The sequence below is a fragment of the Halorubrum sodomense genome (assembly GCF_900111935.1).
GTDB classification, from domain to species: Archaea; Halobacteriota; Halobacteria; order Halobacteriales; family Haloferacaceae; genus Halorubrum; species Halorubrum sodomense.
Map to the genome: position 1 here is coordinate 120,544 of NZ_FOYN01000005.1, position 20,898 is coordinate 141,441.

The following is a 20,898-nucleotide window of genomic DNA, read 5'->3' on the forward strand; positions in this document are numbered from 1 at the left end:
AAATTATGTTAGTTATGCGACCACATGACACGGTGTGCGCGACCCGAGAGCCCCCGAGAATCCGCCGGAGCGGCCGCCGGCGCCCCGTTCCGTCGCCGTCGAGACGACAGGCCTATGACCGCCGCCCGACCAGTTGCGCGTAAGCAGTCCGTTATGATCGAGCGAATTCACACGTCGGACGTCGAACCGGACGCGGACGAGGTCGCCATCGCCGGCCACGTCCACGAGATCCGCGACCTGGGAGGCCTCGTCTTCCTCATCGTGCGCGACCGCGAGGGGCTCATCCAGATAGTCTTCAAGGAGGAGCGCGAGCCGGAGCTGTTCGAGGCCGTCCAAGACGTCGGGGCCGAGGACGTGGTCCGGGTCGTCGGCGAGCCCCTGGCGAGCGATCAGGCGCCCGGCGGCGTCGAGATCGCGCCCACCGAGTACGAGGTCATCGACGAGGCGGAGTCCCCGCTCCCGCTCGAGATCTCGAAGGACATCGAGGTCGACCTCTCGACCCGGCTCGACAACCGCGCGCTCGATCTCCGGAAGCCGGAGACGCTCGCGGTGTTCACGCTGCGTTCCGAGCTCATCACCGCCATGGAGGAGTGGTTCGACGACGAGGGGTTCGTCGACATCAAGACGCCCCTGATCTCGAAGGGCGGCGCCGAGGGCGGCGCCGAGCTGTTCCCGATCCTCTACTACAACCAGGACGCGTTCCTCTCGCAGAGCCCCCAGCTGTACAAGCAGATGCTGATGGCCTCCGGCTACGAGGCCGTCTACGAGACCGGCACCGCGTTCCGCGCCGAGGACTTCGCGACCTCCCGCCACGTCTCCGAGATCGCGATGTTCGACGTCGAGCTGGCGTACATCGACGACCACGACGACGTGATGGACGTCCAGGAGGCGTCGCTGCGCCACGCGCTCCGCGAGGTCGCGGAGAACGCCGAGCGCGAGCTCGACCTGCTCGACGTCGACCTGGAGGTCCCCGAGGACGACTTCCCGCGGATCACCTTCGACGAGGCGCTCGACATCTTGGAGACCGAGTACGGGCACTTCCCGGACGACCCGACCGACCTCGACACGAAGGGCGAGAAGCTGCTCGGCGAGCACTTCGAGGAGCGGGGCCACCCCGCGTTCTTCGTCGTCGGCTACCCCGACGAGAAGTTCTACTACATGCAGGACGTGCCCGACGACGAGATCGCCTCCCGGAAGTTCGACCTCATCTACAAGGGCCAGGAGCTCTCTTCGGGCGGCCAGCGCGAACACGACGTCGAGCGCATGGTCGAGGTCATGGAAGCGGAGGGCGTCGAGACCGGGAACTTCGAGTTCTACATCGAGGCGCTGAGCTACGGGACGCCCCCCCACGGCGGCTACGGGCTCGGCATCGACCGCCTCGTCCAGAAGGTCGCCGGCCTCGACAACATCAAGGAGGCGATCATGTTCCCGCGCGACCCGAACCGGCTGGAGCCCTGACCGGACGGCTCGGTCGACCGCGATCGGCCAGACGCGCCGACACCTCCCGAGACGAGGGCCGCGGCCGCGCCGCCGACCGCGACCGTTCGAGGCGTTCTGTTATATACTACCGCTGTTCGTGGCAGAAATCCCGCAGCAGACCGTCTTCCGGCGATAAAACCGGGTTAAATCGGGCGTAACTCGGCTGAACGGCTTGCGACATTAAAGGGCGTCGGGCACCGAGGGGAGCCCGTCATGAACGCGATCCGAACGACGCTGATCGTGGCGCTCGCCACGGTGGTACTGATCGGGACCGGCGCGGCCGCCGGCGCCGTCGCGGCGACTCCCGGGTCGGGCGACGCCCCCGGCGACGCGGGACCGCCGACCGACCTGCCGGACCAGGTGCCCGACTTCGTCGGCGGCATCCTCGACAGCGTGAACGAGTTCCTCGACGGCGGGCTCGACGACCTCGGGGAAACCGTGAGCGACATCGCCGGGAACAGCGCGAGCGAGGGTAACGGATCCGCCGCGAACGACGGGTCCGATGCGAACGAGGAGGGCACGTAACGTGCGGGACCGCACGCTCGACTTCGACGCGATCGACCGCCGGACGTACGTACTGGCGACCGGCGCCGCCGCGCTCGGCGCGACCGGCCTCGCCGGCTGCGTCGGCCGCGCGACGGGGACGCTCGCGACCGCCGTCACCGACCAGCCCGCCGATATCGACGACTTCGAATCGCTCGTCGTCACCGTCGAGGGGTTCTGGTTGGGACCGGAGGGGACACGGGCGGGGGCGGACGACGGGTCCGACACCGCCGACGGCAACGAGACCGACACCGCCGACGGCGACGAGACGGATGCCGCCGGTAACGAGACCGACGGCGAGGAAGACGCCGCCGCCGGCCGCGAGTACTTCGAGTTCGACGAGCCGCAGGAGGCCGACCTCGTCGAGCTCCAGAACGGCGAGACGAAGCTGATCGACGAGCGCGAGCTACGGACGGGGACGTACCCGTTCCTCCAACTCGACGTCTCGTCGGCCGACGGGACGCTTACCGACGGGAGCGACGCGACGGTCGACCTGCCGGGCGACGCGCCGCTGAAGTTCAACGAGTCGTTCGAGGTCCGCGAGAACACGCGGACGACGTTCACGGCCGACTTCGCGCCGGTGTTGCGGGGGAACGGCCGGTACCTCCTCCGACCGGTGCCGAGCGGGATCGAGGTCGAGTACGAGGAGTCGGAGAACGCGGAAGGCGACGGATCGAGCGGCGGCAACGAGACCGACGGCTCGTAGCGACGCCGCATCCCCCCGGTCCCCCGTTGGAGTCGCGGTCGCGTCCGGCCGTTCGCGCGGAGCGAGCGCGGACCGCACCGCGGCTTCGGGGTCAGGGCTGGGTCGGTTCCCGGGATTCGGGGACCGGGGGAATGCGCGCGTCGCTGCGGTCGGTCTCCGAACCGAGGCACCCGTTCGCCGTCAGAGGCACACGATCCGCACGATCGCCCGCGCGACGACGCGTTCGGGCGATCTTCGCTTTCTCCGATCCGTTCGCCGATCGACGCCCTTGGAGCGGTTTTCGCGGCTCGTCACGCCGACGCCGTCGGGTCCGGCCCGAGGAACGTCCGGTAGAGGGGTCCGGCGAGTAGGAGCGCGCCGACCGCGGCCATGCCGAGGATCGCGGTCGGATCGAGGAGCGATCCGCCGCCCGCCGCGAGGCGGTCGAGCGAGACGCCGACCGCGACCCCGCAGAGCACCCACGGCAGTTCGCCGGCCGCGGTGCCGAGCAGGAACGATCGGGTCCCGACGCCGGCGGCCGCGGCGCCGACCGTCACCGCGTCGGAGGGGAGCGGCAGCAGGCGGGTGCCGGCCACGGCGCGAACGCTCCCCGATTCCGCCGCGAAGCGCTCGCCGGCGCGACAGAACCGCGCGGTGACGCCCGGCTCCTCGCCGGTTCTGGGGTCGTCCCGGAGTCGGAGTCGCCCCGCCCGGGCGAGCGCGTACGGCGGCAGCGCGGTGCCGACGACGAGCGCGAGCGCGAACGGGGTCCCGACCCAGCCGTACGCGAAGCCGACGGCGACGGCCAGCAGGGTCGTCGGCCACGCGAGCAGGGGTCTAACGGCCGCGAGCGCGACCGCGGCGAGCCCGAACCGTATCGGGTCGGTGGCGAGCCAGCGGAGCCGGGCGAGCGCCGCCTCGGGAGACGTCGCGAGCGCGAACGCCGCCAGCGCGGCGACGGCGACCCCCGCGAGGGCGTACCGTCCGAGCGTCGACCGGCGATTCACGCTCCCGGGTCGTCGGGCGTCCGATAAACGCTTTGTGGGTGCGTTCGACGGGACCCGAGGGCGCACGTTCCGGGCTCACGACAGCTTGCCGAGCGCCTCGAAGAAGTCGGAGGGCGGCCCCGCGATCCGTATCGGCGGCGCGGTCCGCTCGACGCTCACCTCGACCGGCCCGTCGAGGGCGGCGGTGTCGCGGCCGTCGCTGACGACCGTCGCGCCCGCGTCGCCCTCGATCTCGACGGTGACGGTCACGTCGGTGTCGACAACGAGCGGCGGCATCCCCTCGTCCGCGACCATCTCGTTGACGACCAGTCCGTCCACCTCGGGGTGGATCAGCGGCCCGCGCTCGGAGAGGTTGTACGCGGTCGAGCCGGTCGGCGTGGCCACGAGGACGCCGTCGGCGTGGCCGCCGGCGTACCGGGACCCGTCGACGCGAACCTCGTAGTCGATCCCACCGCCCGGCCCTCGCCGGTCGCCCTGAACGACCACCTCGTTCGCGGCCGGCGTCGACGTCCAGTCACCCGCGCTGGCGGCGAGCCGCGGGGCCTCGCGGACGTCCAGCCCGCCGTTGCGAAACGCTCTGATCTCGGCGCGGAGCGCGGCCGCGGCGTCCGCCGGCGGGACGGCGTTGAGGAACCCGACCTCCCCGAGGTTCACCCCGACGATCGGCGTGTCGCCGGCGTTGCGCGCGACGAACAGGAACGTCCCGTCGCCGCCGACGGCGACGACCAAATCGCAGTCGTCGAACCGGTCGACCGGCCGCGCGTCGTCCCCGGCGGCGAGCGCCGCGGCGGTCTCCTCGTCGAGCCAGACGGCCTCGTCCGCCTCGACGACGACGTCTCGAAGGGTCGCCGCGAGCGACGCCGCCCGCTCGCTTCCCCTTCGCGCCACGATGCCGACTTCCATGCGGAGTCGATCCTCGCCACCGGGTAAAAGCGTGCGGACATCGGCCGAATCGCACCGGGAGGTCGGGCGAATCGCGTCGGGACGTCGGGACAGACCGCTCCCACCGAGTTCTCGAAATCTGATAGCTCGCCGGAAAGTTTCAAGCCGCTCGGCCGCGTTGCTCGGCGCATGTCGACTCCCCACGGGCGGCGGAAACGATGAGCGAGGAGGACGACTGGTTCGAGCGCGCGTTACGCGAGACCGACGAGGAGTCCGACGAGCGGCCGGCCGGCGACGCGGGCCGGGAGCCCGACGGCGAGGAGGGAGAGGGAGACGGCGTCGACGCGGCGGGCGGATCGGACGGCGGGGAAGCCGGTCTCGCGGAGGAGGACGCGGACGATCCCTTCGGTGGCGTTCGCGGGGGGGACGAGCCCGGAGACGGCGACTCGGCGGCCGGCGGCCTTCCGGCGGAGGCGTTCGGCGACGTCGACGCCGATGCCGATAACGGGGAGTTCGACTCCTTCGGTGAGGGCGACTCCTTCGGTGAGGGCGACTCCTTCGGTGAGGGCGACTCCTTCGGTGAGGGCGACTCCTTCGGTGAGGACGGCGGCGACGCGGACGTCGACGCGGGTTCCGACGGTGGGAACGCCGAGACGGACCCGTTCGGCGCGGACGACCCCTTCGGCGGGCGCCGGAGCGGCGGCGGATCCGGAAGCGGTGCCGGCGGCGGGGACGGCGATGCGGTATCGAGCGGCGGCGGTGGCGACCCCTTCGGCGGCTACCGCGGCGCGGCGGGCGCGGGCGACGACGACTTCGGCTTCGAGGACCTCGGAGGCGGCGACGCCGACGCCGGCGGTGGCGGGGGCGACTTCGACGTCGACCCCGAGGAGTTCGAGTCGGAAATCGACCGGACCGACATCGGGATCGACGGCCTCGACGACATGATCCTCGGGGGGGTGCCCAGTCGGTCGCTGCTGTCCGTCATCGGCGGCGCCGGGACCGGGAAGACGACGTTCGCGCTCCAGTTCCTCAACCACGCCTTGGAATCGGGGAAGAAAGGGATCTACATCACCCTCGAACAGACCCGGGAGTCGATCTTCGACACGGCGACCGAGAAGGGGTGGTCGTTCCGCGAACACGCCGCCGAGGACCGCCTCGCGGTCGTCGCCATCGACCCCATCGAGATGGCCAACTCGCTGTCGTCGATCCGCAACGACCTCGTCCGGCTCATCGCCGAGTTCGACGCGGACCGGCTGGTGCTCGACTCCGTCTCGCTCTTGGAGATGATGTACGACCACCCCGCGAAGCGTCGCTCCGAGGTGTTCGGGTTCACGCGCTCGCTGAAGGAATCCGGCGTCACGACGCTGCTCACCTCCGAGGCGAGCGAGGACACGGCGTACGCCTCCCGACACGGGATCGTCGAGTACCTCACGGACGCGGTGTTCGTCCTCCAGTACGTCCGCGGGTCAGATTTCCGCGAGACGCGCCTGGCCGTCGAGATCCAGAAGATCCGCGACGCGAACCACTCCCGCGAGACGAAGCCGTACGACATCACCGACACCGGCATCTCCGTGTACGACCAGGCGAACATCTTCTGAGCGGTCGCCGGGACCGCGTTCCGAGACGCGACCGCGTCCCAGACTCCGTTTCTGTCAGTCGCGCTCGGCGTCGTCAGATCGCTTTTCAGGCGTCGAATCCAATGCTAACGCATGTCACAGGACACGCTCTCCGAGTGCCCGTTCTGTGATTTCGAACCGGACGTCCCGCACGACGACGTCAAGAACGCGCCCGAGCAGGCCACGCACCGCGTCCACCAGCACGTCGAGGAAGAACACCCGGACCGAACGGACGAGCTCGACAGCTACACCGGTCCGGGATAGAAGCCAGCGCCCACGCGAATCCCCGGCACACCTGCGGCTCGCGATCTGCTCGCCGTAGGGAGTTCGCCGAGCGAAGCGAAGCAAACGTTGACTGCCGAAGTCAGTCAGAAGTGCACCGTCCGGGAATTGAACCCGGGCTATTAGCTTGGGAAGCTAATGTCCTACCACTGGACCAACGGTGCTCGATTCGAGGTACCCGACCGTCCCACTTCAACGTAGCGTTTCGGCCGACGCCGGCCGACCCCGACGATCCGGTGCCGCGAGCCATACGCTTAAGCCGTCACCGACGCAGGCACGCTCATGACCGACGACGCAGCAGACGCGACGCGAACGGGCGCGGGCGCCGCCGTCGACCGCGTGCGCGAGCGGGCGGCGGCCCTCGCCCCCGCGCTCGGCGCGACCTGGACCGAGGACGAACCGTGGCGCTTCCTCACGGACCTCACCGCGATCGGGAGCCGCATGGCCGGCAGCGAAGGGGAGCGCCGCGCCGCCGGACTCGTCGCGGACGCCTTCGAGCGCGCGGGGCTGGCGGACGTGCGCGCGGAGCCGTTCGACCTACCCGCGTGGGAGCGCGGGTCGGCGTCGCTCGACGTGACCGTCTCGGGCCGGGACGGCGAGCCGGCCACGCGCTCGTTCGAGGCCTTGGCGCTCCCGTACTCGCCGTCCGGGCGCGTCGCGGGCGAACTCGTCGACGTCGGCTACGGCACCCCGGCGGAGATCGACGAGCGCGACGTCGAGGGTCGGATCGCGGTCGCCTCGACCACCACCCCGGAGGGAGGCCGGTTCGTCCACCGCATGGAGAAGTTCGGCTACGCGGTCGAGGCGGGCGCGGTCGGCTTCGTGTTCGTCAACCACGTCGACGGGCAGCTACCGCCCACCGGGTCGCTCACGTTCGGGGAGGAGGCCGAGGCGGTCGCGGTCGGCGTCTCGAAGGAGACCGGCGCGTGGCTCCGCGAGTACGCGGTCGGCGGGACCGTCGGCGGCGCCGAGCGCGGCTCCGTCGGCGGCGCGGTCGACACGGCGAGCCAGGGGACGACGGGCGGATCGGGGTCCGTCGCGCGGGCCGAGCTCTCGGTCGAGGCGTCGACGACGCCGGGCGAGAGCCGCAACGTGATCGGGCGCGCCGGGCCGGACACCGACGAGCGCGTCCTCCTGCTCGCCCACTACGACGCCCACGACATCGCGGAGGGCGCGCTCGACAACGGCTGCGGGATCGCGACGGTCGCGACCGCGGCCGAGGTCTTAGCGGACGCCGCCCTCCCCCTCGGGGTCGACGTGGTCGCGGTCGGCGCCGAGGAGGTCGGACTGCTCGGCGCCGAACACCTCGCGGACCGGCTGGACCTCGACCGCGTCAAGGGCGTGGTCAACGTCGACGGCGCGGGGCGGTTCCGCGACCTGGTCGCGCTCGCGCACGCCTCGACGGCGGCCGCGTCGGTCGCGGAGGCGGTGTCGACCGCGACGCGCCGGCCGATCGAGGTGGACGCGCAGCCGCACCCGTTCTCCGACCAGTGGCCGTTCGTGCGCCGCGGCGTGCCGGCGCTCCAGCTCCACAGCGACTCGGGCGACCGCGGTCGGGGCTGGGGCCACACCCACGCGGACACCCGCGACAAGGTGGACGACCGGAACGTCCGCGAACACGCGATGCTGATCGCCCTGCTCGTCGTCGAGTTCGCCGCGCCCGAACGCGACCTGCCCCGACTCGACCGGGACGAGCTCGCGGCCGCGTTCCGCGAGGCCGACTTCGAGACGGGGATGCGCGCGGCCGACCTCTGGCCGGCCGACTGGGACTGAGCGGTCGGGCCCGACCGGCGCCGACCGCTCGATCACTCCACGTCCGCGTCCGGGGTCGGCGGCGGGAGCCGCTTGTGCGCCGTCGCGCGGTGGCGTCCGAGCAGTTCCGCGACGAGCTCGCGGTCGACGTCGAGGTCGGCGTCGGCTCCCCCGATCCGCTCGGCGACCGACTCCGGGTCGAGCCCGCGGTCGACGCCGAGGTGGAGGACGGGGTCGACGACCTCGTACGGGGCGCCCAGGTCGTCCGCGTCGCGCTGGCCCGGGAGGAACCCCGCGCTCGGCGCCTTTTCCACGACGAACTCCGGCACGTCGAGCTCGGTCGCGAGCGCTCGCACGTCCGTCTTGTAGAGGTGGCCAAGCGGGAACAGGTCGGCCCCGCCGTCGCCGTGCTTCGTCAGGTAGCCCAGCAGGAGTTCGCTCCGATTCGCGGTGCCGCAGACGAGGCGGTCCGTCGCGTTCGCGGCGAGGTAGGCGACGGCCATCCGGAGGCGCGCGACGGCGTTGCCGGACCGGACCGGCTCGTCGTGGAGGTCGAAGCGGTCCGGGACGACGGCGCCGAACTGCGCGAACAGCGGCTGGAGGTGGACCGTGTCGTGGTCGATCCCCAGCGCCTCGGCGAGCGCCTCGGCGTCCCGGGCGTGTGGCGCCCCGACCTTGTTACACGGGAGGATCAGCCCGTACACGCGGTCGGCGCCGAGCGCCTCGACCGCGAGCGCGGCCGTCACCGTCGAGTCGAGCCCGCCGCTCATGTTCACCACCGCGCCGTCGGCGCCCGCGGCGTCGACTCGGTCGGCGATGAACGACCGGACCCGGCCGCGCTCGACCGCGGGATCCCGGTCCGGAAGCAGCGAGGGCGGAACCGGCCGAGCCCGGGCGGCATCTCGGTCGCCGCCCGACGCGGAGGCTCCCCTCGAACGCCCGTCTGCGGCCCCGTCCGGGTCGAACGCCGACTCGCGGTCAGCCATCTTCCCCTCCGGCGCGGGCCGTCCGGCGGGCCGGCCCGTCGGCGGCTCCTCGCGGAACACGGGCGCGTCTCTGCGGGCGGTCGCGAGCGTCGCGTTGGATCGTCATCTGTCGTCCGCCGCTTCCGGTCGGGCTGGTAAATACTTGCGGTGTAGATGGTATAAGGAATTAGTACGTTTGTATCTCATAACAGAATTATCTCTCGTTTTTAGTCGATGTTCGTTTTATTCTATCCGGTATAATAACAGTGTCTCGGAGAATGCTCCCGTCACGGAGACCGATCTCTCATCTCGAAGAAATTGCGCCGTATTTAGCAACGTTTGTTGAAAAGTATGTCGTACAAAGAATTTTCTAAGAATATAATGTCGCTATATACGAATATTTATCAGTCAAATGCGCTTCAATCCGTACATGTCGGGAATTCGTCTGAGTTCGAGTCAGAAACGGGTGCTCACCGCGCTCGTGAACCTCTCGGAGGGCCGGGAGGCACCGGTACAGGGTCGAGAGATCGCGGACGCCATCGACCGCAACGCGGGGACGGTCCGGAACCGGATGGGGAGCCTCCGGACGCTCGGACTCGTCGAGGGGGTCGCCGGGCCGGACGGCGGCTACCTCCCGACCGACGACGCGTACGACGTACTCGGTATCGAGCGGCTGGAAGAGGCCGCGACGACCCCGGTCGAGCGCGAGGGCGACCCCGTCGAAGACGTCACCGTCGCGGAGATAGACCTGTCCAGCGTCGCGAACCCGGAGCTGTGCCGCGCCGAACTCGTGATCCGGGGTCCGGTCGGTCCCTTCGACGCGGGCGATCACGTGACCGTCGGGCCGACGCCCGCGACCGGACTGCGGCTCTCGGGCGTCGTCGACGCGACGAACGTCGACGGTAACAGCCTGCTGGTCCGCGTCGACGGGATGGAGACGCCAACCGGCGGGTCAGCGGCCTGAGCGGCGCCGCTTCGCGGATCGAGTTCACACCTCCTCGGCGGCCGAGAACAGCCTGTCCCGGACCGCGCCGGTCGCGGCCGCGGCGTGGCGGGCGTCCCGGTGTCGCTCGCCGAACGCGACGCGCGCGCTCTCCGCGGCCTCGCGGTCGACGGCGAACTCCGCGTCGGGATACGTCACGTCCCACAACACGAGCGGCTCCGGCGGTGCGGGACCGACGCCTCGCTCGCCGGGAATCGGTTCGGCGTCGAGCAGTCGGTCGATCCACGCGGGGTCAGCCGTCCCTCGGCCCACGGCGCGAGCCGCTCCGATAATGCGACGCACGAGCGCCCGCGGGAAGCCGTCCGCCGCGATCTCGACCACGAGCGCGTTCCCCTCGCGAGTCGCCGCCGTGTCGAGGTCGCGAACGGTTCCCGTCTCGTCGGCGGTCAGGTTATGGAAATCGTGTTTCCCGTCGAACCGCGCGAGTGCGGTTCGGAACCGATCGTCGTCCACCGCGTGTTCCCGGTCTCGGCGCGCGGCGCTCGAGGGAGCGTCCGCTCCGGACTCGGGGGCGTGGAGGTGATACCGGTAGGTCCGCCGAACCGCGTCGTGCGTCGCGTGGAAGTCGTCCGCGACGTCGGCGGCGGCCCACACGCGGACCGACCCGGGGAGGTGACCGTTGAACGCGCGCGGCGTGAGCCACGTCGGCGCCTCGAAGGCGACCGTCTGGGCCACCGCGGAGACGCCGGCGTCGGTTCGACCGGCGGCGGCGTAGCCGGGCGGCGTCGCGTGCGTCGCCCCCGATCCGCGGTCGACGACCCCGTGTTCGGCGAGCGCGCTCAGGAGCGCGTCCCCGACCGTGTGCGCGTGCGGCTGGCGCTGGAATCCGGCGTACTCACGGCCGTCGTACGCGACCCGGAAGGCGCGGGTGACCGTCTCCCGCGCGGTCGGCTCGTCCGTCACTGGGGACCGGACGCGTCGCCGCCGTCCGTCGAGTCGCCCGCGTCCTCGTCAGTGTCGGTCGGCTTCGTCTCTCCCCCGGCCTCGTCGGGATCGGCCATCGGAACGGTCACCACCGGCACCGACGCGACGCGAACGACCTTTTCCGTGACGCTACCGAGGAGCAGCCGGCGGATCCCCCGTCGGGTGTGGCTCGGCATGACGACGATGTCGGCGCCGTCGTCGATCGCGTTCTCGATGACGTCCAGCGGCTCGCCGCGGACGACGCTCCCGACCGCCTCGACGCCTCTCGCCTCCAGTTCGGCGGTCACCGCCTCGACGCGCTCCTCGGCTGCCTCCGCGAGCCGGTCGGAGAAGACGCCGGTCCGCGGGCCCGCGAGCGTGTCGACGGCGGTGTCGGCGGCCGAGAGGACGTGGACCGTCGCGTCGTACCGCTCGGCGAGGCTGGCGGCGTGCGGGATCGCGTCGTTCGCCTCGCCGCCGGGCGCGACGGGCAGGAGAATGTCGTCGTACATACGTGGTACTGCTCTCGCCCGGCAGAAAACGATACCGGCCGTCGAGGCGGTCGGACCTCGGTCCGTTGCGGTCCGAACGCGGCGACGGACAGAACGGGGGTCGGACCTGTATCGACGCGTCTGCGACGTTCGTTTATAAATGGGATGTTCGCGGTCCGCGAGCTTCCCGCACGGATGGGCAGGGTTTTCCGACGCGCGTCCCTCCCGGAAAGCATGGCACGAGAGGTTTCCGACCCCGACAACCCGCAGGTGACGATTCAGACCAACCACGGCACTATCGTCGTCGAGCTGTTCGCCGACCGCGCGCCGAAGACGGTCGAGAACTTCCTCGGCTTAGCCCGTCACGACCCCGCGGCCGACGCGGAGCCCGCGCCGGAGACGAACACGTGGGAGGACCCCAAGACCGGCGAGGTGCGCGGCGACTCGCTGTACGAGGGGATCGTCTTCCACCGCGTCATCGACGACTTCATGATCCAGGGCGGCGACCCGATGGAGAACGGTCGCGGCGGCCCCGGCTATCAGTTCGACGACGAGTTCCACGACGACCTCACCCACGACGGGCCCGGAATCCTCTCGATGGCCAACTCCGGCCCGAACACGAACGGCTCGCAGTTCTTCATCACGCTCGACGCCACGCCGCACCTCGACGGTAAACACGCCGTCTTCGGTCAGGTCATCGACGGGATGGACGCCGTCGAGGAGATCGGCGGGGTGCCGACCGGGCGCAACGACGACCCCCGCGAGGCCGTCGAGATCGAGAAGGTCGACGTCGACGAGTAACGACGCCGACTGCGCCCTCGACCGTGCGCTGATGCGCCCTCAACCGCGTGTCGATTGCGCCCTCGACCGCGTGCGCTGCCGTCCCACGCTGTGGGGACTTGAGAAGAGTTAAATCGCCCCCGACGTAACCACCGTTCGCGCTCGGTTGGTGTAGTCCGGCCAATCATGTTGGCCTTTCGGCGGACGCGGCGCCTCGGCGCCGGTTCGGAAGTCAGCCGACGACCAGGGTTCAAATCCCTGACCGAGCATCCACTCTCACACCGCGAGCGGCGCGCCTCATCTGCCGGTCGGTCCGAAGGGGAAGAATCACCAGCCTCGGAAACGAGGTGTCTCCATGAGCGACCGATCCGACGAGGGCGACGGCGAACTCCCCGACGACCGCCGCATCGAGACCCGAGCGATCCACGCCGGCCAGGAGCCCGACCCGGAGACGGGGGCGCTGATGACGCCGATCCACGCGAACTCGACGTACGAGCAGGACGCGCCGGGCGAGCACCGCGGCTACGAGTACAGCCGGACCGGGAACCCGACGCGCACCGACCTCGAAGCGAACCTCGCCTCGCTGGAGTCGGGTAGCCACGCGCGCTGTTTCTCCTCGGGGATGGGCGCGATCAACACCGTTCTCAACCTGCTGTCCGCGGGCGACCACGTCGTCGCCGGCGACGACGTGTACGGCGGCACCCACCGAATTCTCACGCAGGTGTACGACGAGTACGACATCGACACGACGTTCGTCGACACCACCGACCACGACGCGGTCCGGGCGGCGTTGCGCGACGAGACCGAGCTGGTGTGGGTCGAGACGCCGACGAACCCTCTGATGAACGTCAACGACATCGGCGCGCTCGCCGACATCGCCCACGAACGCGACGCGCTCTGCGCGGTCGACAACACGTTCGCGACGCCGTACCTCCAGCGCCCGCTCGAACACGGCGCCGACGTCGTCTCCCAGTCGCTGACGAAGTACCTCGGCGGCCACTCCGACACCATCGGCGGCGCGCTGATCGTCGACGACGAGGAGCTAGACGAGCGGCTCGGCTTCTACCAGAACTCCGTCGGCGCGACCCCCGGCCCGTTCGACGCGTTCCTCGTCCTCCGCGGGACGAAGACGCTCCCCGTGCGGATGGACCGTCACTGCGAGAACGCGATGGAACTCGCGGAGTGGCTGGAGGCCCACGACGCGGTCGAGCGCGTCTACTACCCCGGGCTGGAGAGCCACCCGGACCACGAGCTGGCGGCCGAACAGATGGACGACTTCGGCGGCATGCTCTCGTTCGAGCTGGCCGGCACCCTCGACGAGGCGTCGACGGTCGTGAGCGAGACCGAGGTGTTCACGCTCGCGGAGTCGCTCGGCGGCGTCGAGAGCCTCATCGAGCAGCCGGCGGCGATGACCCACGCGGCCATCCCGCGCGAGGAGCGGCTCGCCGCCGGGCTCACCGACGGCCTCATTCGGGTGTCGGTGGGGATCGAACACGTCGACGACATGAAGGCCGACCTTCAGGCCGCGTTCGACGCCGCGCTGTCGTAGGTCGCGTCGCTCGGCTTCGTCGGTCTCCCCGCTTCGGCTTCGCTGGTCGCGCCGCCACACTCGGCGGCCGACGACTGCACAATTTTTATCGGTACCGCCGAGACTCCCCGTATGAGCGACCCGGATATCCTGGTGCTCCGACAGACGATTCACGGACTCGGTCCCGACGAACTGACGGCCGCCCTCCGCGACCGACTTCCCGGCGCCGAGGTCGTACGAGCGCGGACACCCGCGGCGGAGCGCGACCTGATCCGGACGGCGCGGGTCGCCGTCGGCCTCAACGTCGACGAGGGACTGCTCGACGCGGCCGAGGAACTGGAGCTGTTCGCCTGCGTGTTCGCGGGGACGGGACATCTCCCCCGAGACCTGCTCGCGGACCACGGGGTCGCCGTGACGAACGCCTCGGGCGTCCACGGGCCGAACATCGCCGAACACGTCGTCGGGTCCATGATCGCGCACGCGAGGCAGTTCCACCGGGCGTACCGCCAGCAGTCCCGCCGCGAGTGGCGCACCTACGAGACGACGGAGGTGTACGGTTCGACGGTCGCCGTGGTCGGCCTCGGCGCCATCGGGCAGGCGGTCGTCGAGCGACTGGCGGCGTTCGATGTCGAGACGGTCGGCGTCCGCTACTCTCCCGAGAAGGGCGGCCCGACCGACGAGGTGTACGGGTTCGACGAGTTCCACGAGGCCGTCACCGACGCGGAGTACGTCGTGCTGGCGTGTCCGCTCACGGAGACGACGCGGGGGCTGGTCGACGCCGACGCGCTCCGGACGATGCGGCCCGACGCTATCCTCGTAAACATCGCGCGCGGCCCGATCGTCGACACCGACGCGCTCGTGACGGAGCTTCGGAACAACCGCATCCGCGGCGCGGCGCTGGACGTCACCGACCCCGAGCCGCTCCCCGAGGACCACCCGCTGTGGGGGCTGTCGAACGCGACGATCACGCCGCACAACGCCGGCCATACGCCCGAGTACTACGAGCGCGTCGCCGACATCCTCGCCGACAACGTGGCGCGATTGGACGCCGGCGACGAACTCCGTAACCGCGTGGTGTGAGAGGGCACCCCGACCGACGGTGGCGAATACTATATATCTCTATATAATCTGTGCGTCTTCGGGGGATGACAGCCATTACTGTCGTCGTCAGCGTATGCTTTGCCCGTTTCGCTCGGATTCAACCGCCAGATAGGGGCTCTTCCGAAGGTATATATTTTGATCAAAATTAAGGTGATCCGCTCCGGAGGAAGAGGTATGGAAACGAGGAAGGTCCAGGTCACCGGCGGTTCGACGTACACAGTCTCGATTCCGAAGACGTGGGCGACCGACAACGACGTCGAGGCCGGGACGGAGATCGAGTTCCACCCGGACGGCGATTCGCTGTTCCTCACGCCGCGATCCGAGACGGAGCGGACGCGGGGAACGCTGGACATCGCGAACCTGACCGGGCAGGCGCTCCGCCGCGCGGTGACGACCATGTACGTCAGCGGCTTCGACATCATCGAACTGGAGGCCGCGGAGATCACCACCGAACAGCGCTCGACGATCCGCGACGCGGTCCAGAGCCTCGTCGGCCTCGAGGTGTTAGAGGAGACCCGCGACCGCGTCGTCGTCCAGGACTTGCTCGACTCCTCGGAGCTTTCGATCCACAACGCGGTCACCCGGATGCGGCTGATCTCGCTGTCGATGCTCGAAGACGCGATCACCGCGCTCGCCGAGCGCGACCACGACCTCGCGCGCGACGTGATCGGGCGCGACGACGACCTCGACCGGCTGTGGCTCGTCGTCTCGCGGATCTTCCGCGCCACGCTGCGGACGCCGAAGGCCGCCGAGGAGCTCGGACTCCCGCGCGAGGAGTGTTTCGACTACCACTCCAGCGCCCGCCAGCTAGAGCGGATCGGCGATCACGCGACGAAGATCGCGCACCTGACCCTGAACATCGACGATCCCCTGCCCGACGAGGTCGTCGACGCGGTACGCGACCTCCACGGCGACGCCGTCGACGTGATCGACACGGCGATGGACGCGCTGTTCGACGACGACACCGAGGCGGCGACCCGCCGGGCCAACGAGGCGCGAACCGGGGTCAGGGCGATCGACGAGCGCGTCAGATCCATCGACGAACTCCTCCGCGACCTCGACCCGACGCGCGCGCAACTGCTCGGACTCGTCGTCGACTCCGTCCTTCGGTCGGCCGACTACGGCGGGAACATCGCCGAGACCGCGCTCCAGAAGGCCGCGCCGACGCCGTGAGGGGGGTTCGCCAGACCCCTGCCGAGAGGCTCGGTGCCGCGATCGTCGTTGCCGGGTGAACGGGTTTTTTGAGCGCGCTCCTCCGAGTGGATAGCATGCCAGAGATCGAACTCGGCGTGCCGAAGGGCGTCGTCGAGTCGCTCCCGGAGGAGGAGGGGACCGCCGAACGCGACATGCGGCGCGCCATCACGGGGATCCAGTCGCGCCTGAACGACGCCCTCGCGGACGCGGACCCGGACGAGGCCGCCGAGGTCGTCGCCGACGCGGTCGAGCGCATGGAGTCACAGGCGAGCACCTACCACGAGTTCGTCCCGGAGCTGCGCGCGTGGGGGCAGTCGCCCATCTACGCCATCGCGTGGCGGAACCTCTACCTCGAACTCATCGGGCAGCTGTACGACCACGAGTGGCTCGCCGACGACCTCGACCGCGAGCGTAACTTCCGACTGGTCGAGGACGGCATCCGGCTGTCCGATCTGTGACCGGCGGCGCGTCGACTCCGTGGGCGCGGCTTTCCGCGGCCGGCCGCTTTTAAGCCGCCGCGGCCCGAACTACGGGTATGGAACTGGAACTGCGGTTCTTCGCGACGTTTCGCGAGGCCGCCGGCGGGAAGACGGTGAACGCCGAGTTCGCTGACGGCTCCACGGTCGGTGATATTCTGCGCGAACTGGAGTCGGAGTACGAGGGGATGGAGGGTCGCCTCGTCGTCGACGGCGACCTCGCGCCCCAGATCAACGTCCTGAAGAACGGCCGCGAGGTGCTCCACCTCGACGGGCTCGACACGCCGATGACGGACGGCGACCGGCTCTCCGTCTTCCCGCCGGTCGCGGGGGGCGCATGAGCGGCGACGGCTCGGCGGCGGAGGGGACCGACGACGACGCGAGTGCCGACTCGCCCGGGCCCCCTGTCTCGGAGGAAGGCTGGGAGCGCAAGACGGTGGCGTACCGGGGCATCTCCCGCCGGCTCGCGGCTCACTACCTCCGCAACCTGGGCGGGGAACTCGTGGGGACCGACGACCCCGCGGAGGCGACCCGCGTGGACGGCGACGGCTGGCGGGTCACCCTCAGCGCCGAGAAGGTGACCGCGGCGGCCGCCATCAGACTCACGGAGGTGACCGCCGAGTTCGCGGGCGACCCCGAGGTCCTTGCCGAGCTCCTCCCGAAGTACCGGCAGAAGGCGATGCGCGCCGGCGGGTGATGTCGGACGACGCCGACGCCGGGGCTGGCGGCGACCGGGGGGACGCCGGCCGGGATCCCGGGCCGTACCCGATCGAGGGGACCGCGCTGGTGAAGACGGCCGCGCTCGCGAGCGTGCCGGCCGCTCGCGTGCCGACGCTGCTCGCGCGCGTCCAGGCCGATCTCGGCCCCAGGATCGACGCGTATCGCCGGCGCTACGAGCGGATCGCGGCCGAGCCGGACCGCGAGACGTTCCTCGTCGAGCCGGACCACTGGGTGGCGGTGGCCGACCGCGTCGGGCTCAGCGACCGCGAGCGCGACGCCGCGGTCCGCGCCCACGAGGCGGCCGTCGAGCGGATCGGGTCCGGGAGCGGTCGCCGGGCGGAGTTCGACACGGCGCTGGAGATCCGGTCGGGAGTCGTTATCGGGGTCGACGCGGACGGCGAAGCGGGCGACGACTGATCCGCGTCCCCCTCCGCGGTCGCCCGCGATCACCGACGCCTTTTCGTGTGACAGCGTGGACGTGTCCCAATGCGACTCGCTCGACTGCTCACGCCGGACGGACCCGTCGCCGGCCGCTACGTCGACGGCGCGGTCGTCACCGGCGACGGCCGCTACGAGGTCGGTCGCGACGGGCGGCTGCTCCCACCGTGCGACCCGACCGCGCTGTACTGCGTCGGTCGGAACTACGCCGAGACGCTCGAACAGATGGACTACGAGCGGCCGGAGGAGCCGGACTTCTTCGTCAAGCCGCCGGCGAGCCTGCTGGCGCACGGCGAGCCGATCCGGTACCCCGAGTGGACCGACGAACTGACGTACGCCGGCGAACTGGTCGCCGTGATCGACGAGCGGTGCCGCGACCTCGACCCCGAAGCCGTGCCCGACGTCGTGCGCGGCTACACGGTGATGAACGACGTCGACGCACTGGACCAGCAGGGCCGGACCGCGCGCAAGGCGTTCGACGGGTCGGCGCCGCTGGGGCCGTGGGTCGAGACCGACGTGGACCCGACGAGTCTCGACATCGAAACCACCGTGGGCGGCGAGACGCGCCAGGACGCCAACACGGAGCTGATGCTGTTCGGCCCGCGCGAGGTCGTCTCGCATCTCTCGAAGCGGTTCACCTTCGAACCCGGGGACTGCGTCGCGTTCGGTAGCCCCGCGAATCCCGGCCTCGTCGAACCCGGCGAGCGCGTCGAGATCACCTACGAGGGGGTCGGTACCCTCTCGAACGCGGTGGTCGCGCCCGGCGCGGAGTGAGCGTCTCCGGGAGCGGCGGCGAGAGGCGGTCGGTCGGTCTCAGCGACCCGTCGGGTCGAGGTCGTCGACGTTCGCGTCGTCGATCAGGCGGTCGGCGTTCGTTAGCGCCGTCTCGTCGCCGGTTCGGACGTATTCACCGAGCGCGTCTGCGGCCTCGACGAGGGCGTCCGCGGCCGCGGGCGGCACGTCGCCCCCGAGCGCGTCGACGCGCGTGACCCGGTCGCGGAGGCGCTCGAAGGCGTCGCGAGCCGGTCCGACTCTCGCTTTTGCGCTCTCTCCCTCTACGGTGACCGCCGGACCGTCGCCCTCGCCAGCGTCGTCTGAATCGGCACCGCGGGAATCGGCGTCGTCTGAATCGGCACCGGTTTCGAGTTCGTCGAGGAAGTCGAGCGCGTCGCTGCGATACGCCTCGACCGCGCGCACGGCCGCCATCCCCCGGGCCTCGCGGAGCGCGGTCGGGACCTCGTCCGCCGGGGGTCGGTCGCCGTCGTCGGCGCCGGCGAGGAGGTCGAGGAGGTACTCGCGGTCGGCGTCGGTCGGGTCGCGCAGCCGCTCGAAACAGTCGACGGCCTCCAGCAGTTCGCGGGCCGCGAGGTACGTCGCGTCGAGCGGCGCGAGCCGGCCGCCGTCGATGAACCCGCGCTTCCGGCAGTACTCCCGGAGGTCGGACCGGAGATCGTCCGTCCCCGACCGGGGGAGGGTCTCGGGCGCGTCCCCGAACCGCTCGCGGTGAGCGGCGAGGTCGAGCGAGACGGGGGCGTCGGTGTGGGCGGTGCGGGCGTCGACGCCGACGCTGCGCAGGTCGCCGCAGCTCGGACACGCGACGGAGCCCGTCTCGTAGTACGACCACCGCGCGCCACAGGACTGGCACTCGCGTTCGCCGCGGACCTTCATACGGGGCGGTTCGTCGCGTCCGCCCTAAACGACTGCGGGTCGCACGCCCGTCCCTCGAACGGGCAACCCGATCCGTGGCCAGCCTATTTCACGCTCTCCGGCGAACGGTCGGTATGACCTGGCACGCCGTCGACGCGGTCGACCGCGCCGTCGACGCGACGCGGCGGTTCCTCTTTCCCTTCGAGGCGGTGCGATGGGCGAAGCTCGCGTTTCTCGCGCTCGTGATGGCGGGCGGGGGCGCCGGAGCGTCGCGGGTCGGATCGGCGTCGCTCGGCGCCTCGGCCGGCGGAGTCGGCGCCTGGAGCGAGCCCGTCCCGACCGAGCTCGAGTCGGTGCCCGCGGGCGTCGAACGCGTCGCGGGCGTCGAACGCGTCGCGGCCGTCGAACGCGTCGCGGCCGCGGGCGCCGAGCGGCTCGCCCGGCTCGACGCCGCGCTGCTGGCCGGGATCGCGGTCGGTGCGGTGCTCGTGGCCTCCGTGTTCCTCGCGTGTTCGATCGCGTTCCGGCTCGCCTTCTACGACGCGCTCGCGACGACAGAGGTCGCGCTCTGGCGGCCGTTCCGCGACCGGTTCCGGCAGGCTTTGGGACTGCTCGGATTCTCGGCAGCCCTCGCGGCGGCGACCGGACTCCCCGCGGTCGCGCTCGCGGTCGCCGTCGACCCGGCGGCGTCGCGAACGGTCGGGATTCCGTTCGGCGGGGCCTCCGGGTCGTCGACGATCGCGTCCGCAGCGGTCGGGGCGTTCGCCGCGTCCGCGGTCGCGCTGGCGCTGATCGGGGCCGTCGGTTCCCGGCTCACCTTCGAGTTCGTCGCCCCCGCGATGGTCGCCCGCGACGCGGGCGTGCTCGCCGGGTGGCGAGCGGTGTGGGCGTCGATCCGCGAATCGCCCGGCGACGTGGCCGCCTACCTCGCGGTTCACGCCGTCCTCGCGGCCGGCGTCGGGATCGTTCGGGCCGTCGCCGTCGCGTTCGTCGGCGGCGTCGTCGCCGTGACGGGGCTCGTCGCGCTCCTCCTCGCGGCGGTTCCGCTCGGCGGGGTCGGGGCGTTGATCGGGACGACCACCGGGACGGTCGTTCTCGCGACCGTTCTGGTCTGCGCGCTCGCCGCCGTCGCGATCCTGACGCTCCCGGTCACCCTGGTAGTGCGGACGTACCTGACCGCGTTCGAGGTCTCGACGCTCGCCGGGTTCGATCCCGACCTGGCACCGGTCGCGTCGACGCTCGCCGCTCGTGGCCCGTCGGAATCGGCCGGGGAGTGATTCGCCGGTCAGTACGCGTCGTCCGGGGTCTCCGCACCGGTGAGCGACCGTCGGATAATCGTCGAACGTCGAATATCGGGTTCGACGCCTTCGGATAGCTTTTTACTCCGTTCACGAATGGAGGGAGAC

At 70.8% G+C, this 20,898-nt stretch carries 23 protein-coding genes and 2 tRNA genes; 18 read left to right on the plus strand and 7 right to left on the minus strand.

All coding sequences use genetic code 11. The features are described from left to right. Positions 1 to 153: 153 nt before the first annotated feature. From aspS to BM286_RS14815, 3 genes are all read left to right on the plus strand, one after another. Positions 154 to 1,458, plus strand: coding sequence for an aspartate--tRNA(Asn) ligase (aspS, locus tag BM286_RS14805; RefSeq protein WP_092924249.1), 1,305 nt, complete (start codon positions 154 to 156; stop codon positions 1,456 to 1,458). Between the two features lie 234 nt (positions 1,459 to 1,692). Beyond that, positions 1,693 to 2,004, plus strand: coding sequence for a hypothetical protein (locus BM286_RS14810; RefSeq protein WP_092924252.1), 312 nt, complete (start codon positions 1,693 to 1,695; stop codon positions 2,002 to 2,004). A gap of 1 nt (position 2,005) precedes the next feature. Then, on the plus strand, positions 2,006 to 2,728 hold the full coding sequence (locus BM286_RS14815; RefSeq protein ID WP_092924255.1) for a DUF4382 domain-containing protein: 723 nt from the start codon (positions 2,006 to 2,008) through the stop codon (positions 2,726 to 2,728). A 290-nt stretch (positions 2,729 to 3,018) separates the two neighbouring features. On the opposite strand, the gene BM286_RS14820 is transcribed toward BM286_RS14815, so the two are convergent. After that, positions 3,019 to 3,714, minus strand: a complete 696-nt coding sequence (locus tag BM286_RS14820) for a VTT domain-containing protein (protein ID WP_092924258.1) — start codon at positions 3,712 to 3,714, stop codon at positions 3,019 to 3,021. A gap of 75 nt (positions 3,715 to 3,789) precedes the next feature. Further along, positions 3,790 to 4,617, minus strand: coding sequence for an NAD(+)/NADH kinase (locus BM286_RS14825; protein WP_092924261.1), 828 nt, complete (start codon positions 4,615 to 4,617; stop codon positions 3,790 to 3,792). Positions 4,618 to 4,814: 197 nt separating this feature from the next. Here BM286_RS14825 and BM286_RS14830 point away from each other — a divergent pair, with 197 nt between their 5' ends. Further along, the gene (locus BM286_RS14830; RefSeq protein WP_092924264.1) at positions 4,815 to 6,194 is read left to right on the plus strand and encodes a KaiC domain-containing protein; all 1,380 of its coding nucleotides are present in this window, start codon (positions 4,815 to 4,817) and stop codon (positions 6,192 to 6,194) included. 111 nt (positions 6,195 to 6,305) lie between these two features. Further along, the gene (locus BM286_RS15725; RefSeq protein ID WP_157746005.1) at positions 6,306 to 6,476 is read left to right on the plus strand and encodes a hypothetical protein; all 171 of its coding nucleotides are present in this window, start codon (positions 6,306 to 6,308) and stop codon (positions 6,474 to 6,476) included. A 111-nt stretch (positions 6,477 to 6,587) separates the two neighbouring features. Here the strand turns inward: BM286_RS15725 and BM286_RS14835 are convergent. Further along, a tRNA-Gly gene (locus BM286_RS14835) sits at positions 6,588 to 6,658 on the minus strand. 118 nt (positions 6,659 to 6,776) lie between these two features. On the opposite strand from BM286_RS14835, the gene BM286_RS14840 reads away from it, so the two are divergent. Beyond that, positions 6,777 to 8,267, plus strand: a complete 1,491-nt coding sequence (locus BM286_RS14840) for a M28 family metallopeptidase (protein WP_092924267.1) — start codon at positions 6,777 to 6,779, stop codon at positions 8,265 to 8,267. Positions 8,268 to 8,299: 32 nt separating this feature from the next. Here the strand turns inward: BM286_RS14840 and nadE are convergent, their stop codons facing one another. Continuing rightward, positions 8,300 to 9,232 carry an NAD(+) synthase gene (gene nadE / locus BM286_RS14845; protein ID WP_092924344.1) on the minus strand — a complete coding sequence of 311 codons (933 nt, stop codon included), beginning with the start codon at positions 9,230 to 9,232 and terminating at the stop codon, positions 8,300 to 8,302. A gap of 409 nt (positions 9,233 to 9,641) precedes the next feature. Here nadE and BM286_RS14850 point away from each other — a divergent pair, with 409 nt between their 5' ends. Then, a complete protein-coding gene (locus tag BM286_RS14850; RefSeq protein WP_092924270.1) occupies positions 9,642 to 10,175 on the plus strand; it encodes an Rrf2 family transcriptional regulator in 534 nt (177 codons plus the stop codon). A gap of 24 nt (positions 10,176 to 10,199) precedes the next feature. Here BM286_RS14850 and truA read toward each other — a convergent pair whose 3' ends face one another. Together truA and BM286_RS14860 are read right to left on the minus strand one after the other, a co-directional pair. After that, positions 10,200 to 11,117 (minus strand): tRNA pseudouridine(38-40) synthase TruA, encoded by a 918-nt coding sequence (gene truA, locus BM286_RS14855; protein ID WP_092924273.1) that lies wholly within the window; start codon positions 11,115 to 11,117, stop codon positions 10,200 to 10,202. Beyond that, positions 11,114 to 11,629, minus strand: coding sequence for a universal stress protein (locus BM286_RS14860; RefSeq protein ID WP_092924276.1), 516 nt, complete (start codon positions 11,627 to 11,629; stop codon positions 11,114 to 11,116). Before BM286_RS14860 ends, truA begins: the two co-directional genes overlap by 4 nt. A 213-nt stretch (positions 11,630 to 11,842) precedes the next feature. On the opposite strand from BM286_RS14860, the gene BM286_RS14865 reads away from it, so the two are divergent. The 10 genes from BM286_RS14865 to BM286_RS14910 all read left to right on the plus strand — a co-directional run bounded on the left by BM286_RS14865 (position 11,843) and on the right by BM286_RS14910 (position 18,619). Continuing rightward, positions 11,843 to 12,409 (plus strand): peptidylprolyl isomerase, encoded by a 567-nt coding sequence (locus BM286_RS14865; RefSeq protein WP_092924279.1) that lies wholly within the window; start codon positions 11,843 to 11,845, stop codon positions 12,407 to 12,409. A 139-nt stretch (positions 12,410 to 12,548) separates the two neighbouring features. Beyond that, positions 12,549 to 12,657, plus strand: a tRNA-Glu gene (locus tag BM286_RS14870). An 86-nt stretch (positions 12,658 to 12,743) separates the two neighbouring features. Continuing rightward, the gene (locus BM286_RS14875) at positions 12,744 to 13,937 is read left to right on the plus strand and encodes a cystathionine gamma-synthase (protein ID WP_092924282.1); all 1,194 of its coding nucleotides are present in this window, start codon (positions 12,744 to 12,746) and stop codon (positions 13,935 to 13,937) included. 111 nt (positions 13,938 to 14,048) lie between these two features. Then, entirely contained in the window at positions 14,049 to 14,996 is a 948-nt protein-coding gene (locus BM286_RS14880) for a D-2-hydroxyacid dehydrogenase (RefSeq protein WP_092924285.1), read from the plus strand. 195 nt (positions 14,997 to 15,191) lie between these two features. Beyond that, the gene (locus tag BM286_RS14885; RefSeq protein ID WP_092924288.1) at positions 15,192 to 16,190 is read left to right on the plus strand and encodes a phosphate uptake regulator PhoU; all 999 of its coding nucleotides are present in this window, start codon (positions 15,192 to 15,194) and stop codon (positions 16,188 to 16,190) included. Positions 16,191 to 16,285: 95 nt separating this feature from the next. Then, positions 16,286 to 16,669 carry a hypothetical protein gene (locus BM286_RS14890; RefSeq protein ID WP_092924291.1) on the plus strand — a complete coding sequence of 128 codons (384 nt, stop codon included), beginning with the start codon at positions 16,286 to 16,288 and terminating at the stop codon, positions 16,667 to 16,669. Positions 16,670 to 16,746: 77 nt separating this feature from the next. Continuing rightward, the gene (locus tag BM286_RS14895) at positions 16,747 to 17,028 is read left to right on the plus strand and encodes a ubiquitin-like small modifier protein 1 (RefSeq protein WP_092924299.1); all 282 of its coding nucleotides are present in this window, start codon (positions 16,747 to 16,749) and stop codon (positions 17,026 to 17,028) included. Then, positions 17,025 to 17,384: a hypothetical protein gene (locus BM286_RS14900; RefSeq protein ID WP_092924302.1), complete on the plus strand. Its 360-nt coding sequence runs from the start codon at positions 17,025 to 17,027 to the stop codon at positions 17,382 to 17,384. The genes BM286_RS14895 and BM286_RS14900 overlap by 4 nt, the downstream gene beginning before the upstream one ends. Continuing rightward, on the plus strand, positions 17,384 to 17,824 hold the full coding sequence (locus BM286_RS14905; protein WP_092924305.1) for a hypothetical protein: 441 nt from the start codon (positions 17,384 to 17,386) through the stop codon (positions 17,822 to 17,824). The genes BM286_RS14900 and BM286_RS14905 overlap by 1 nt, the downstream gene beginning before the upstream one ends. Before the next feature lie 69 nt (positions 17,825 to 17,893). Next, entirely contained in the window at positions 17,894 to 18,619 is a 726-nt protein-coding gene (locus BM286_RS14910) for a fumarylacetoacetate hydrolase family protein (RefSeq protein ID WP_092924308.1), read from the plus strand. A 39-nt stretch (positions 18,620 to 18,658) separates the two neighbouring features. Here BM286_RS14910 and BM286_RS14915 read toward each other — a convergent pair whose 3' ends face one another. Then, on the minus strand, positions 18,659 to 19,513 hold the full coding sequence (locus tag BM286_RS14915; protein ID WP_092924311.1) for a DUF7117 family protein: 855 nt from the start codon (positions 19,511 to 19,513) through the stop codon (positions 18,659 to 18,661). 113 nt (positions 19,514 to 19,626) lie between these two features. Here BM286_RS14915 and BM286_RS14920 point away from each other — a divergent pair, with 113 nt between their 5' ends. Beyond that, positions 19,627 to 20,769: a DUF7544 domain-containing protein gene (locus tag BM286_RS14920; RefSeq protein WP_092924314.1), complete on the plus strand. Its 1,143-nt coding sequence runs from the start codon at positions 19,627 to 19,629 to the stop codon at positions 20,767 to 20,769. The last annotated feature ends 129 nt before the right edge of the window (positions 20,770 to 20,898 follow it).